This is a genomic window from Thermopolyspora sp. NPDC052614 (assembly GCF_040678635.1).
GTDB lineage: Bacteria > Actinomycetota > Actinomycetes > Streptosporangiales > Streptosporangiaceae > Thermopolyspora.
Genome location: NZ_JBFATZ010000001.1, coordinates 657,920 through 672,152, shown reverse-complemented (window position 1 = coordinate 672,152; position 14,233 = coordinate 657,920). Strand labels below are relative to the sequence as shown.

Annotated in this window: 9 protein-coding genes; 6 read left to right on the top strand and 3 right to left on the bottom strand. The window is 71.6% G+C overall.

Going from position 1 to position 14,233, the window contains the following annotated elements; genetic code table 11:
* The first annotated feature begins 39 nt into the window (after positions 1-39).
* The 4 genes from AB0K60_RS02820 to AB0K60_RS02805 all read left to right on the top strand — a co-directional run bounded on the left by AB0K60_RS02820 (position 40) and on the right by AB0K60_RS02805 (position 3,475).
* A complete protein-coding gene (locus tag AB0K60_RS02820) occupies positions 40-645 on the top strand; it encodes a TetR/AcrR family transcriptional regulator (protein ID WP_364047834.1) in 606 nt (201 codons plus the stop codon).
* A 222-nt stretch (positions 646-867) separates the two neighbouring features.
* Positions 868-1,614, top strand: coding sequence for a PadR family transcriptional regulator (locus AB0K60_RS02815; RefSeq protein ID WP_364047832.1), 747 nt, complete (start codon positions 868-870; stop codon positions 1,612-1,614).
* Positions 1,607-2,590, top strand: coding sequence for an ATP-binding cassette domain-containing protein (locus AB0K60_RS02810; protein ID WP_364047830.1), 984 nt, complete (start codon positions 1,607-1,609; stop codon positions 2,588-2,590). The genes AB0K60_RS02815 and AB0K60_RS02810 overlap by 8 nt, the downstream gene beginning before the upstream one ends.
* A gap of 18 nt (positions 2,591-2,608) precedes the next feature.
* The gene (locus tag AB0K60_RS02805; RefSeq protein WP_364047828.1) at positions 2,609-3,475 is read left to right on the top strand and encodes an ABC transporter permease; all 867 of its coding nucleotides are present in this window, start codon (positions 2,609-2,611) and stop codon (positions 3,473-3,475) included.
* A 183-nt stretch (positions 3,476-3,658) separates the two neighbouring features.
* Here AB0K60_RS02805 and AB0K60_RS02800 read toward each other — a convergent pair whose 3' ends face one another.
* Positions 3,659-5,035, bottom strand: coding sequence for a hypothetical protein (locus AB0K60_RS02800; protein WP_364047826.1), 1,377 nt, complete (start codon positions 5,033-5,035; stop codon positions 3,659-3,661).
* Between the two features lie 196 nt (positions 5,036-5,231).
* Here AB0K60_RS02800 and AB0K60_RS02795 point away from each other — a divergent pair, with 196 nt between their 5' ends.
* Complete coding sequence (locus AB0K60_RS02795) at positions 5,232-7,445, top strand: thiamine pyrophosphate-dependent enzyme (protein WP_364047824.1); 2,214 nt, start codon at positions 5,232-5,234, stop codon at positions 7,443-7,445.
* A gap of 158 nt (positions 7,446-7,603) precedes the next feature.
* Entirely contained in the window at positions 7,604-8,338 is a 735-nt protein-coding gene (locus tag AB0K60_RS02790) for a M50 family metallopeptidase (protein WP_364047822.1), read from the top strand.
* A gap of 32 nt (positions 8,339-8,370) precedes the next feature.
* On the opposite strand, the gene AB0K60_RS02785 is transcribed toward AB0K60_RS02790, so the two are convergent.
* Both AB0K60_RS02785 and AB0K60_RS02780 read right to left on the bottom strand, forming a co-directional pair.
* Positions 8,371-13,101, bottom strand: coding sequence for an AAA family ATPase (locus tag AB0K60_RS02785; protein WP_364047820.1), 4,731 nt, complete (start codon positions 13,099-13,101; stop codon positions 8,371-8,373).
* Positions 13,102-14,229 (bottom strand): exonuclease SbcCD subunit D, encoded by a 1,128-nt coding sequence (locus AB0K60_RS02780; RefSeq protein WP_364047818.1) that lies wholly within the window; start codon positions 14,227-14,229, stop codon positions 13,102-13,104.
* Positions 14,230-14,233 lie beyond the last annotated feature (4 nt).

Genomic DNA, 14,233 nt, shown 5'->3' with positions numbered 1-14,233 from the left:
CCTCGTTTTGTTAGTAGTCATTAACATAGGATGCCTGGCATGAGTTCCGCCACCCCCGCCGCCACTACTGCCACCCGCGCCCGCGGCTCGCGGCGCGGCGAGATCCTGCGCGCCGCCGCCGAACTGTTCGCGGCGCGCGGCTTCCACGGGGTGTCGATCGAGGACATCGGCGCCGCGGTCGGCGTGTCGGGGCCGGCGCTGTACCGGCACTTCAGCGGCAAGGAGGCGCTGCTCGCCGAGATGCTGCTCGACATCAGCGAGCGGCTGCGCGCCGCCGGGGCGGCCGTGGTGACCGCCGCCTCGAAGGCCGAGGAGGCGTTGGAAGGGCTGCTAGAGGTGCAGATCTCGTTCGCGCTTGACCAGCCCGCGCTGATCCGGGTGCACGATCAGGAGCTGGGCAACGTGCCCGAGGCCGAGCGGCGGCGCATCCGGCGGCTGCAGCGCCTGTACGCCGAGGAGTGGGTGACGGTGCTCGCCGAGATCCATCCGACGTGCCCGCCGCCCCGGCTGCGCGCGGCCGCGCACGCGGTCTTCGGCCTGCTCAACTCGACCCCGCACAGCGCCGGGGAGCTGGACCGCGAGGCGATGGCGGAGTTGCTGCGCCGGATGGCCCTGGGGGCGCTCGCCTCGCTCGCCGAAGGTTAGCGGTGATTAACGTCCATTAATGGCGTTGTCATACCAACTATCTAGATATATCGTTAATATCTCGATAGTTGGAGGTGGAACATGCGCGATCACATGTGGCATATGGGACAAATGGGGCATACATGGATAGGCCCGGCACACGGCCCGGCACCTGGACGCCCCTTCGGCTTCCCTCCCGGCCCCTTCCACGCCTCTCTACACGAACTACATGAAGTGCATGAAGTGCATGAAGTGCATGAACTGCACGACCTGTACGACACCGCCCTGCACGAGCTGTACGACGCGGACCCGTCCGACCTGCACGTGCACGGCTCCGCGCCCGGTTCGCCCATGAACCCGCCCGCCGGCCCCCCGGTGGTCCCGCCGTTCACGGGCCCGGCAGGCCCGCCCCCGGGCACGCCGCATGTCCAGCCGCCCCCGGTACCACCGCCACCCCCGCCGCCGCTCCCACCCCTCCCGCCGATGCCGCCGCCGGGAAGCGGGGCGTACGGGCACCTCACTCCCCGGGTCCGGCGAGGCGACGTGCGCGCGGCGGTGTTGTCGCTGCTCAGCGAGGGACCCCGGAACGGCTACCAGATCATCCAGGAGATCGTCGAACGCAGCGGGGGCATCTGGCGGCCGAGCCCCGGCTCGGTTTACCCGGCTCTGCAGCAATTGGAGGATGAGGGGCTGGTTCTGGCGGAAGTATCCTCAGGAAGCCGGATTTACCGGCTCACCGAGGAGGGCCGCGCCTACGTGGCCGAACGCGCGGACGAGCTGTCCGCGCCCTGGAGCGAGGTCGCGAACAGCCTCCCGAAGGAGGTGGCCGAGCTGCGCCTGCTGTGGGCGCAGGTGAGCCAGGTGTTCGGCCAGCTCACACAGGTGGCGAACGCCAGGCAGGTGGCCGCCGCCAACCGACTGCTTCGCGACACGAGGCGATCGATCTTCCGGATCCTCGCCGAAGACGACCTGGAGGAGACGAATGACTGACCGCGAGGCCCCCGCCGTCGAGGTCAAGGGACTGAAGAAGGTCTTCGGGCAGTTCGAGGCCGTCAAGGGCATCGACTTCGAGGTGGCCCCGGGCGAGGTGTTCGGCTTCCTCGGACCGAACGGCGCGGGCAAGACCACCACGATCAGCATGCTGTGCACCTTGGCGACCCCGTCCGGAGGATCCGCCCGGGTCGCCGGGCACGACATCGTCACCGAGCGCGACGAGGTGCGACGCAACATCGGCCTGGTCTTCCAGGACCCGACCCTCGACGGCTACCTGACCGCCGAGCAGAACCTGCGCTTCCACGCCGACCTGTACGGCGTACCGAAGAGCCTGGTCGGCGACCGCATCCGGCAGGTCATGGAAATGGTCGCCCTGTGGGACCGCAAGGACAGCAAGGTGATGACCTTCTCCGGCGGCATGAAGCGCCGCCTGGAGATCGCCCGCGGCCTGCTGCACTCGCCGCGCGTACTGTTCCTCGACGAGCCCACCGTCGGCCTCGACCCGCAGACCCGCTCCGCCATCTGGGGGTACATCAACAAGCTGCGCCGCATGGAGGAAATCACGATCTTCATGACGACGCACTACATGGACGAGGCCGAGTACTGCGACCGTATCGCCATCATCGACCACGGCGAGATCGTCGTCGTGGACTCCCCCGAGGCGCTCAAGGCCAGCGTCGGCAAGGATCGCGTACAGATCCACACCGGCGACGACGAGGCCGCGATCGCCGCGCTCAAGGAGCGCTTCGAGATCGACGCCGCCGTGCACGAGGGCGCGGTGACGTTCGCGGTGCCCTCCGGCGAGGAGTTCGTCCCCCGCCTGTTCTCCGAGCTCGGTGTCCCCATCCGCTCGGTCAGCGTCTCCCGCCCGTCGCTCGACGACGTGTTCATGAACTACACCGGCTCCACCATCCGCGACGCCGAGGCCGAGAACTCCGGCGCGGCGTGGATGCGCGCGATGGCCCGCCGCTAGCGCAAGAGAGGAACGTCCGTGTCTTCACCCACGGCAGCCGAGGTGGTGTCGGTCCGCGTGCCCCTGCGCGGCACCGGCCACAACCTACGTGCGGTAAAGATCGTGCTGCACCGCGAGATGCTGCGGTTCATCAACGACCACACCCGCATGGTGTCGATGCTCCTGCAGCCCGTGTTGTGGCTGTTCGTCATGGGTACCGGCCTCGGCACGCTGGTGCGTGGCTCGATCCCCGGCGTCGACTTCCGCACCTTCATGTACCCCGGCATGATCTCCATGACCGTGATCATGACGGCGATGTTCTCGGCCGGCTCGATCGTGTGGGACCGCGAGTTCGGTTTCCTGCGCGAGATGCTGGTCGCTCCCGTCGGCCGCGGCGCGATCGTGATCGGCAAGTGCCTGGGCGGCGCGCTCGTCGCCACCGGCCAGGGCATCATCATCCTGGTGATGGCCGGGCTGGTGGGCGTGCCGTACGACCCGGTGCTCATGGTGACGCTGCTGGCCGAGATGTTCCTGGCGGCGTTCGCGATCACCGCCTTCGGCGTCACGTTCGCGGCCCGGATGAAAAACATGCAGTCCTTCTTCGGCGTGATGCAGATGGCGATCATGCCGATGATGTTCCTGTCCGGGGCGATGTTCCCGCTGAGCAACCTGCCCTCGTGGCTGCACGTGCTGACCACCGTCAACCCGCTGACGTACGCGGTCGACCCGATGCGCCAGGCCGTGTTCGGTCACCTGGACGTCCCCCCGCAGGTGAACGCGATGCTCAACCCGGGCGTGAGCTGGTTTGGCTGGCAGCTTCCCGTCGCCTTCGAGCTCGGCATGGTCGCCGTGATCGGGGCCGCGCTGCTCACCATGGCCATCGCCCAGTTCCGCCGTACGGACTGAGGCCAAATCTCTGAGGCCGGACCTCTGGGCCGGATTTGTTAGGCGGCCGGATCTGCGACTGGACACGAAACGGCCCGGGGCGTGAGGCCCCGGGCCGTTTCCGTTCCGTGTGACCGGACTATGTGACCGGATCAATGTGACCGGACTGAGCCGGACGTCGTCCGGACGAGCCGGATTCCGTCGCTAGCGGCGGACGACCCGGATGTAGTCGGGCCGGGCCTCGGACGACTCGGCCTTGTCGTCACCGGTGAAGACGACCTTCCACCAGCCGGACTTCCAGTCCTTCACGCTGAGGAAGAAGCGGCCGTCGTCGTCGGTCCAGGAGGTCCGGACGAACTCCCACTTCTGCGTGCCGTTCGGCTTGTAGTAGAGCTGCACCTTCGCCTTGTCGAAGCCGACCCACTCATCGTCGTCCAGAACCAGCAGCTTGCCGCGGAACTTGACGTAGTGGCCGAACTTCACCGGCTCCGGGTAGCCATTGAACCGGACGATCCGGGTCTTGGCGGGCGCGGCCTCGGCGACCTCGACGAAGGCGGGCCGGCTGGAGGAGTCCTTCAGACCGCGGCTGCCGTCGAAGACGGCGCGGAACCAGCCGGAGGTCTCGGCGGTGATGTCCTCCTCGAAGCGGCCACGACCGTCGGTCCAGTCGCTGCCGACCTTCTGCCACTCACGCTCGCCCTTGGCCTTGAACAGGATGTCGACGCGCTTGCCGCGCACCCCGTCCCAGCCGCGGCCTTCCTCGGCCAGCAGCACGCCCGCCGCGGTGACCTTCTCGCCCTTCTTCACCGAGTCGGGCGAGACGTCGAAGCGCACGATGCGGGTGTCGAGCGAGCTGCGCTTGACGCTCACCTGGTCGCTGTCGCTCTTGGCCGCGTGGGTGGTCTTCGAGCCGTCGTACTCGGCGCGGAACCAGCCGCTCCGGAACGCGCGCACGCGCTCGAAGAACTTGCCGTCACCGCCGGACCTGGTCCGGTCGACGCGCTCCCAGGAGCCGCCGAACGGCCGGAAGGCGATGTGCACGTCCGCGCCGCCGAGGGCCTTCCAGCCCTCGGGGGTGTTGACCCGCAGGGCGCCGGTCAGGTTGACCGAGTCGCCTCGCTTCACGAACCTGGGCCGGGCGTCGAAGTCGGCGAACGTGGTCTCCCAGACCTGGCGGACCTCGAACGTCTTGTTGTCGGACCTGTCCCCGCCGCTGTTCTTGGCGAGCACCCGGAAGTTCCAGTCGCCCGCCTTGGCGGACCGGTCGAAGGCCGTCTTCACGGTCCACCTGGCCTTGCCGAACCCGAGGTTCTGCTTGGTCAGGTCGAGCTTGGACTCCACGCTCGGCGCCGGAGGCTTGATGTAGGCCTCGGCGGCCGTGGCGTTGTTGCCGGTTACGAAGCTGAAGGTGACGGCGACCTTGTCCTTGCCGGTCACCACGACCGGATTGGGTACCACCGACACGCTCACGATGGTGGGAGCAGGGGGCGCTCCCACCGCGGCCGACGCCGCCGTCGCGGTGATGAGGCTCGTCGAGCCCACCGCCGCCGCGGCGACGATCGTACTGATGCGTCGCAACATTCGGGTGACCATCCTTCCCCGTCTGTTTTTGAACGCGGCTTGAGGGTGCCACGTCGTTCTCATTTAGTAGACCGGCAGCTGTGAGGATCGGTTGTGATAACTGACAACTTGTCATGGAAAACGGTTGAATAGGAGCGGTCCACAACCACGGCGGCATCGGTGCACGCATGGCCGCGCACCGCGACATAATCGGGCTGTGGCCCGCGACAATGTTGAGACGAACTTCACCGAGACGGTCGCGGCCCTGCGCCCCGGCCCCGCGCGCGACCCCGCCGCCCCGGTGCGCGAGGGCACCTCGCTCACCGGCGCTCGATGCCTGGAACTGCTTGAGTTCCAGATGGGCAGCCGTCTGCTCGACATCGCCGCCCGTGAGCTGAAGGAACGCGGCCAGGCCTTCTACACGATCGGCTCGGCCGGCCACGAGGGCAACGCCGCGGTGGCCGCCGCGCTGCGTACCGGCGACCCCGCGCTGCTGCACTACCGCTCCGGCGCCTTCTACCTGACCCGCTCCGCGCAGGCGGGCCGACCGGCCGAGGACGGGCTGCGCGATGTCCTGCTCGGCCTGACCGCCTCGGCCGAGGAGCCGATCAGCGGCGGACGTCACAAGGTTTTCGGGCATCCGAAACTCGGCGTCATCCCGCAGACGTCCACGATCGCGAGCCATCTTCCCCGGGCGGCGGGGCTGGCGTTCGCGATCGAGCGGGCCCGCAAGCTGGGCGTCCCCAGCCCTTGGCCGGCCGACGCGGTGGTGCTGTGCACGTTCGGCGACGCCTCGGCGAACCACGCCAGCGCGCTCACCGGTCTCAACTCCGCCGCGTACGCGGCCTACCAGGGGCTGCCGACGCCGGTGCTGTTCGTCTGCGAGGACAACGGGATCGGCATCAGCGTGCGCACCCCGCCCGGCTGGATCGAGGCCGCCCGCCACCCGGGGCTCGCCTACTACGCCGCCGACGGGACCGATCTGGCCGACGCGTACGACGCCGCCCTGCGCGCCGCGTCGTACGTGCGCGAGCGCAGGCGGCCCGCGCTGCTGCACCTGCGCACCGTGCGCCTGATGGGCCACGCCGGATCCGACGTCGAGGCGGCCTACCGCGGCCCGCGCGAGATCGCCGCCGACCTGGCCAGGGATCCGCTGATCGGCACGGCCCGCCTGCTCGTCGAGGCCGGGCTGGCCACCCCCGCCGAGCTGCTCGACCGGTACGAGGCGGCCCGCGCCCGGGTGATGGAGCTCGCCGCGCAGGCGGCCGGGCGGCCCCGGCTCACCAGCGCCCGCCAGGTCATGGCCCCGCTGGCGCCGCGCCGCCCCGACGCGGTCGCCGCGCGGGCGTCCACGGCCGCGCCCGAGGCCCGGCGGCGCGAGGTCTTCGAGCGCCTGCCCGAGCGGGAGTCCCCGCTCACGCTCGCCCAGTCGATCAACCGGACGCTCGCCGACGCCATGGCCGCCGACCCCGGCATCCTGGTGTTCGGCGAGGACGTCGCCCGCAAGGGCGGCGTGTACGGCGTGACGCGGGGGCTGCTCAAGCGGTTCGGGGCGGGCCGGGTGTTCGACAGCCTCCTGGACGAGCAGGCCATCCTCGGGCTCGCGCTCGGCTCGGGGCTGTCCGGCCTGCTGCCCGTCCCGGAGATCCAGTACCTGGCGTACCTGCACAACGCCCTCGACCAGATCCGCGGCGAGGCGGCGACGCTGTCGTTCTTCTCCCAGGGCGCCTACCGCAACCCGATGGTCGTGCGGGTGGCCGGCTACGCCTACCAGAAGGGCTTCGGCGGCCACTTCCACAACGACGACTCAGTGACCGCGCTGCGCGACATCCCCGGCCTGATCGTCGCCTCCCCGGCCCGGCCCGACGACGCCGCCGCGATGCTGCGCACCTGCCTGGCCGCCGCCCGCACCGACGGCAGCGTGTGCGTGTTCCTGGAGCCGATCGCGCTCTACCACACCCGTGACCTGCTGGAGGACGGCGACAACAACTGGCTGGCGCCGTACGCGCCGCCCGAACGGTGGGCGGAGACGCACGTCCCGGTCGGCCGGGCGCGCAGCTACGGCGACGGCCGCGACCTGACGATCGTGACGTTCGGCAACGGCCTGCGGATGAGCCTGCGCGCCGCCGTCCGGCTCACCGCCGAGGGGTACGGCTGCCGCGTGCTCGATCTGCGCTGGCTGTCCCCGCTGCCGGTGGAGGACCTGGTGCGCGCGGCGCAGCTCACCGGCAACGTGCTGATCGCCGACGAGACCCGGCGTACCGGCGGGGTGTCCGAGGGCGTCGCGATGGCGCTCATCGACGCGGGGTTCACCGGCGGCATCGCCCGGGTCGCCTCCCACGACAGTTTCATCCCCTTGGGCGCGGCGGCCGATCTGGTGCTGCTGTCGGAGGCCGAGATCGAGGAGGCCGCACGCAAACTCCTCGCCTGATCCCCCTCGTCCCCCACGTCCCCCTGGCCCTCTGACCCCTTGCCCCCTTGACTCCCTTGACCCCTTCGTCCCCCCCGATCCCCGGCTCTCCCCTTGCTCGCCTCCTTGATCCTCCCCCGGCCCGAGAGCCACGACCGAAGCAGAGGTGACCCCGCGAGATGCTCCACACCTTGTGGAAAGAGCTGACGACCGTGCAGGACGCTCCCGAGGTCTGGGTGGTCGTGGTGTCCGCGCTCGTGGCGCTGTTCGTGGTGGCCTATCCGACGTCCTGGCACGTCTCCCGCGGCCTCATCACGATCGCGCACGAGGGCGGCCACGCGCTGGCGGCCCTGCTCAGCCGCCGCAGGCTCAGCGGCATCCGCCTGCACTCCGACACCTCCGGGGTCACCCTCACCAGAGGCAGACCCACCGGCTTCGGCATGATCGTCACAGCGGCGGCGGGCTACGTCGCGCCGTCCCTGCTCGGCCTCGGCGGCGCACTGCTCACCTCCGCCGGCTACATCCGCATCCTGCTGTGGACCACGCTCGTCCTGCTCGCCGCCATGCTCCTGATGATCCGCAACGTGTACGGCGCGCTGTCCCTGCTGGTCGTCGGCGGAGCCGTCTTCGCCCTGTCCTGGTTCACCCCCGACGAGGTCCAGGGCGTGGTCGCCCACCTGGCCGTCTGGTTCCTCCTCTTCGGCGGCATCCGCCCCATCTTCGAGCTACAGAGCAAACGCCGCCGCGGCTCCGCCGCCAACTCCGACGCCGACCAACTCGCGTACCTTACCCGCATCCCCGGCACCGCCTGGGTGGGCTTCTTCCTCCTGGTCTCCGCCGCCGCCCTCGGCTACGGCGCCTACATCATGATCCCCGCCGACCTGCTTCCCCTGGACCTGCTCACCTCCCGCTAACGCGCCGACCAGACCGCCGACCCCGGCCGGGCCTAGGGGGCGGCGAGAACACGCAGGGTAGACCCGGTGCGCCCCTTGTCCACACGAAGCTGAGCCTGAATGCGGGTACGCAACTCGGCCACATGGCTGACAATGCCGACGGTGCGCCCGCCCGAGCGGAGGCCGTCGAGGATGTCGAGCACGCCGTCGAGGGTGTCCTCGTCGAGGGTGCCGAAGCCCTCGTCAACGAAGAGCGTGCCGATCTCGACGCCGCCGGCCTCGGCGGTGACCACGTCGGCCAGGCCCAAGGCGAGGGCGAGGGCGGAGATGAAGCTCTCGCCTCCCGACAGGGTCGCCGGGTCGCGGTCCACCCCGGTCCAGCCGTCGAGGACGCGCAGCCCCAGGCCACCGCCGGACTTGCGGCGGTCCCCAGCCGACCTGCGCTGGTCGTACAGGAGCAGGTAGCGACCCCCGGACATGTGATCGAGCCGCTCGTTGGCCGCGTCCACCACCTGACGCAGCCGCTCCCCCAACACGTACGCCGAGAGCCTGATGTGCATCGGGTTGTCGGCGGAGGTACCGCCAACGAGCTCGGCCATGCGCCTGGCCAGGTCATACCGGTCCTCCGCCGGACGCAGCCGGGCACAGGCGTCGTCCAGTTCGCCGCGCAGCACGACCAGCCGCTCGTGGCGACGGCCCGCCTCGTCCCGAGCGGACACGCTCGCCTGATGAGCATCGACGGCCTCACGATGCGCGGACTCCAACGCGGCCAGATCCGGCTCCGGCTCGGCCGCCGCCGCGACCAACTCGGGATCGGCAAGCAGCAGCGCAACGGCGGCCTGCTCGGCGTCGAGCCCCCGCAGCCGCTCGGCCATCGCCTCCCGTTCCTCCGCCGTACGCACCGCCGCCTCCGCGTCGGCAAGCCGGGCAAACCCGGCCTCGACCGCCGCCTCCTCCGCCCGCCCCCGCGCCGCGACAAGCTCGGCGTCGGCGGTGCGCGCCAGCCCTGCGGCCTCGGCGGCCTCCCGCAGCAACTCGGCCTCGTCGGCCAACCGATCCAGCCGCGCGGCGATCGTCGCGTCCGCCCCCCGCGCCCGCTCCAACACCTCACCAATCCGGCCGATCTCCGCGTCCAGCTCATCGCACCGCGCCCGCCCCACCGCCAGCCGCCGCGCCAACTCCGCCGCCTCCCCGCCCAGCCTCGCCGCCTCACCCTCCAGCCGCTCCGCCGTCGCCACAAGCTCCACCTCACGGGCGGCCGCCTCCCGCAGCCGCTCCACAATGCCAAGGGCTCGGCCGAAGGCCCGATCGGCAGCCTGGCTCTGGAGGAGCCCCTCGCCGTCACCCTCATCCCGACCATGGGCCTCGTGAACGCCCCTGCCATCGGCCTCGGCCGAACCGTGGACCCTGCCAAAGGCATCGGCCCGGCCATGACCGAATGCCTGGTCATCGGCCTGGCTCTGGAGGAGCCCCTCGCCGTCACCCTCACCCCGACCATGAGCCTCGTGAACGACCCTGCCATCGGCCTCGGCCGAACCGTGGACCCTGCCAAGAGCATCGGCCCGGCCATGACCGAATGCCCGGTCGTCGCCCCTGCTCTGGAGAAGGCCCTCGCCGTCACCCTCACCCCGACCATGGGCCTCGTGAACGAACCGGCCGTCGGCCTCCGGCAAGCCGAAGGCCAAGGTCGAGGGGACGGCTTGGTCGAGGGCGTCGGCCAGGTCGTCGTCAACCGTGGCTCGGGCGGTGGCGTAGGCGGCCCTGGCCTGGTCGGCCCGTGACGCCGCCTCGGTTGCCGCGCGGATGGCGTCGGCTTCGGCCGTCAGGCGGTCTTTTCGGGCGGTCACCGAGGCGTCCTCGCCTTGCGCCGCCTTGAGGCGGGTGGCGAGACGGTCGCGTTCGGCGGTGAGGCCCGCGATCTGGGCGCGTTGCTCGGCCAGGAGTCGTTCGATCTCGCGGAGTCGCGCTTCGGCGGCGTTCAGCTCGCGTTGGAGATCGTCGGCGCGGGCGGCGAGATGCGGTTCCTTCTCGGCGGCGGCGAGGAGCTCGGCGAGGTCGGCTTCGGCGAGGTCGAGGGCGTCGGCCGCCTCGGCCGCCGTCAGGTCCTCGGCCTGCGCGGCGGCCTGCTCCAATTGCCCGGCGAGCACCGCGCACCGGTGTTCGGCGTCCTGTCTGGCCTGGTCGGCTTCCTCGTATCGGGCCTGTGCCGCCGCCTCGTCGTCGGCGGTCGCGGCGCTGGAGGTCGCCGAGGCGGGGGCGGGATGCTCGGCGGAGCCGCAGACCACGCACGGCTCGCCGGGAACGAGGTGCAGGGCCAGTTCAGCGGCCATGCCCTCGATGCGGGCCTGGCGGATCTCCTGGAACCGGTCCCTGAGCTCCTGCGCCCGGTCGGTCGCGTCGCGTCGTTCCTGCTCGGCCGCGCCGAGTTCGGCTTCGAGCTCGTCCCTTCGCCGTACGGCGTCCAGACGAGCGCAGGCGGCGTCCACGATGCTCTGCCCGGCGGGCACCCGCGCCGCGTCGTTTCGCGCCGCGGCCAGGGCCTCGTTCACCTCGGCCAGGCGCTCGGGCAGGCCCGCGAGAGCCGTACGGGCGGATTCCTCCTGGGTGGTGAGCGCGACCGTCTCGGCCTCCAGCTCGGCGAGACGCGACTCCAACTCGCCGAGCCGGATCTCGTCGTCGCGCAGCGCCTCCAGTTTGGCGATCTCATCCAGCCGATCGCGCGCGGCGCGTTCCAACTCGCCGACGCCGTCCGGGAGCGCGGCGCGGGCCTGCTCGACGACCGAAGCGGCCCGGCGCAGTTCGACGGCACGCGCGTACGCGGCCTCGGCGGCGGGCAGGCGCGCGGCGGCCAGCCGTGCCGCCCGCAACTCCTCGTCGTTGGCACGGCGCGCTTCGGGCAGCGCGTCCAGCCGCGCGGTGACCTCCTGTTCGCGCTCGGCCCAGGCGGTCAGTTCCCGCTCGACGCGCTCCCGCTCGGCCCGTGCCTCCTCCAGCCGCCGCTCCTCGGCCCGCAGCTCCCCCAGCCGCGCGATCTCATCCCGCCGTTCCCGCTCCCGGGCGGACAGCCACTCCGGCTCGTACGCGAATGGGGTTCGCCCGCCATCCTCACCCGTACCGAAACGACCGAGTGCGGCGCTCCCGGCATCGGGACCGGCGGAACTCATAGGGCCGGGGCCAGTGCCCGAAGCGGCGACATCGGCGAAGGGAATACGAGCGAGGGCGTCCACGGCGAGGCGGGCGGCCTTGGCGGCGGACTCGGTCCGCTGCATCACCGCCTGGATGAGCGGAAACACCCGGTCGGCACGGGCCGCCTCGTCGAGAATGGTGCCGAGCTCCGAGCGTTCCTCGGCCGTCTCCTCCAGCAGCGCCTGACGAGCCAGCGCCTCCGCGTGCCGACGTCGCCGCTCGGCCAGCGCCCGCGCGCCATCAAGCCGCTTCGCGGCCTCCGTGGCCGTCGCCTCCCGCACCGCGCAGTCCGCCGTCGCGTCGGCAAGCCGGGCGGCGGCCCGCGCGACCAGCACATCGGCCCAGCCGAGTGGATCAGTGGCCGGATCCACCGGAGCGCGGACGTACCCGGACGAGGAGCCCTCGGTGCCGTCTTTCCCGGATTCTTCGGCGTTCCGCGACCCGTCGCCGCCGGACGTCCGCGGTTCGGACGCCGCGACCGCGAACAACTCCCCTTGAAGGAGGTCATCCCCGGCCGCCCCTGGTCGGGGCACGCGAATCGGACGGGACTCGCCCCCAGGCACCCCAGATGAGGAGAGGGCCGTGTCGAAGGCCCCGACACCCGCGAAATCGGGAGTGGTGCGGGGGGACGATGTGACCTCCGCCTCGGCCTCGGCCACCGCTGAAGCGGGCTCACCCTCGACCGCCCCGGACGAGGCCGCCTCGGTGCCGAACGTCCCGGCGCCCGCGGAATCGGGAGAACCCGTTCCGAGCGACGCGACCCTCGCCTCGGCCTCGGCCACCGCTGAAGCGGGCTCACCCTCGGCCGCCCCGGACGAGGCCGCCTCGGTGCCGAACGTCCCGGCGCCCGCGGAATCGGGAGAACCCGTTCCGGGCAACGCGACCCCCGGCTCGGCCTCGGCCACGGTGGATGGGGAGGACAGGAGGTGGTCGCCGGCGGCCTCCTCCATGCGTTTGACGATGACGTCGACGGCGTGGGCGAGTTCCTGGCGTTCGCGGCCGGTGTGGGTGCGGTGGTCGGCGAGCCAGGACTCGACGTCGGTGAAGATCTGTACGGAGAACAGGTGTTGGAGGAGTTTGCGGCGTTCATCGCCGGTGGCGCGGAGGAACTTGGCGAAGTCGCCCTGGGGCAGCATCGCCACCTGCCAGAACTGCTCGGCGGACATGCCGAGCAGGCCGCCGAGCAGGTGGCCGGCCTCGTCGAGGCGGCGGGTGCGCGCCACCCAGTCGCCGCCCGTCAGCTCGGCCACGATGACCTTCGGCTTCTCCTCGATGAGGCCCTCGCCCTTGAGCTTGGGCCGATGCCAGGCGGGCGACCGGGTGACGCGCAGCCGTCTGCCGCGCAGAGTGAATTCCAGCTCCACGCTGGGCCCGCGCCCGACGGGGGCGTGGTCGCAGCGCAGGCTGCGGGCGTTGTCGCGGTGGCCGGGCACCCTGCCGTACAGGGCGTAGCAGACCGCGTCGAGCACGGTGGTCTTGCCCGCTCCGGTGGGCCCGTGCACGAGGAACAGCCCGGCCGCGCCGAGGGCGTCGAAGTCGACCTCCTCCTCGCCGGGGAACGAGCCGAACGCGGTGAGCCGCAGGCGGTGCAGGCGCATCTAGGCCGTCGTCTCCTTGAGTCGGCAGGCCGCCAGCGCCTGCTCAAGCAACCGTCGTTCCTGCTCGTCGGCGGGCTCGCCGCGCACGTCCCGCACGAAGTCGAGCGCCACCTCGATGTCGGGGCGCCCGGCCGACCGCGCCGGTGCGCGGGCGGGCGCGTCGCCGCCCTCGGGCTCGAAGGACAGCGCGAGCGTGTGGGGGAAGCGCGCCCGCAGCCGCTCCATGGCGGCCTTGGGCCGGATCGGGTCGGTGAGGGTGACCTGCAGCCAGTGCTCCTCCACGGCGGCGTGCCGCGGGTCGGCGAGCAGGTCGGCGAGCCTGCCGCGCAGGCGGCCGATCGGCCGCGGCACCGGGGCGGGCACGAACTCGGCCCCCGTCATGCCGCCCGGCCCGAGCTCCACCAGCCAGGACCCCTTGACCTGCCCGGCCTCGGAGAAGGAGTAGGCGATCGGCGACCCGCTGTATCGCATGGTCTCGGTCATCCGCTGGCTGCCGTGCAGGTGGCCGAGGGCGACGTAGTCGGCCCCGTCGAAGGCCGTGACCGGGACGTGCGCGACCCCGCCGACGCTGATGTCGCGCTCGCTGTCGCTGGCCCGCCCGCCGGTGACGAACGCGTGCGCGAGCACGACCGAGCGGGTGCCGCGGGCGGCGGCGTCGGCGCGCACCCGGGCCATCGCGTGCCCGATCGCGGCCGAATGGCTGCGCTCGGCCAGCTCCCACGGGCCGCGCACCAGTTCGGGCTCCAGGTACGGGATGCCGTAGAAGCTCACCTCGCCGATCGTCACCGGCTCCCACGCGCGGGCCGGGTCGGTACGCAGGTGCACGCCGGCCGCGCCCATGAGATCGGTGCCGAACCCGAGCCGGGTGGCCGAGTCGTGGTTGCCGCTGATGATGACCACCTGGGCGCCCGCCGCGACCAGGCGGCGCAGCGCCTCGTCGCACAGGGCCACCGCGTCCACGGGCGGCAACGCCCGGTCGTACAGATCCCCCGCGATCGCCACCACCTCCACCCTTTCGGCGCGTACGGTCTCCAGCAGGTGGTCGACGAACGCCCCCTGAGCGCCGAGCAGGCTCTCGCGGTGGAACGTCCTGCCCAGATGCCAGTCCGAGGTGTGCAGCACGCGCATGTCG

Bases quoted from the DNA above. Each gene is read 5' to 3' on its own strand.
- AB0K60_RS02785 (WP_364047820.1), bottom strand. From the start codon at position 13,101: ATGCGCCTGCACCGCCTGCGGCTCACCGCGTTCGGCTCGTTCCCCGGC.
- AB0K60_RS02780 (WP_364047818.1), bottom strand. From the start codon at position 14,229: ATGCGCGTGCTGCACACCTCGGACTGGCATCTGGGCAGGACGTTCCAC.
- AB0K60_RS02820 (WP_364047834.1), top strand. From the start codon at position 40: ATGAGTTCCGCCACCCCCGCCGCCACTACTGCCACCCGCGCCCGCGGC.
- AB0K60_RS02810 (WP_364047830.1), top strand. From the start codon at position 1,607: ATGACTGACCGCGAGGCCCCCGCCGTCGAGGTCAAGGGACTGAAGAAG.
- AB0K60_RS02790 (WP_364047822.1), top strand. From the start codon at position 7,604: ATGCTCCACACCTTGTGGAAAGAGCTGACGACCGTGCAGGACGCTCCC.
- AB0K60_RS02800 (WP_364047826.1), bottom strand. From the start codon at position 5,035: ATGTTGCGACGCATCAGTACGATCGTCGCCGCGGCGGCGGTGGGCTCG.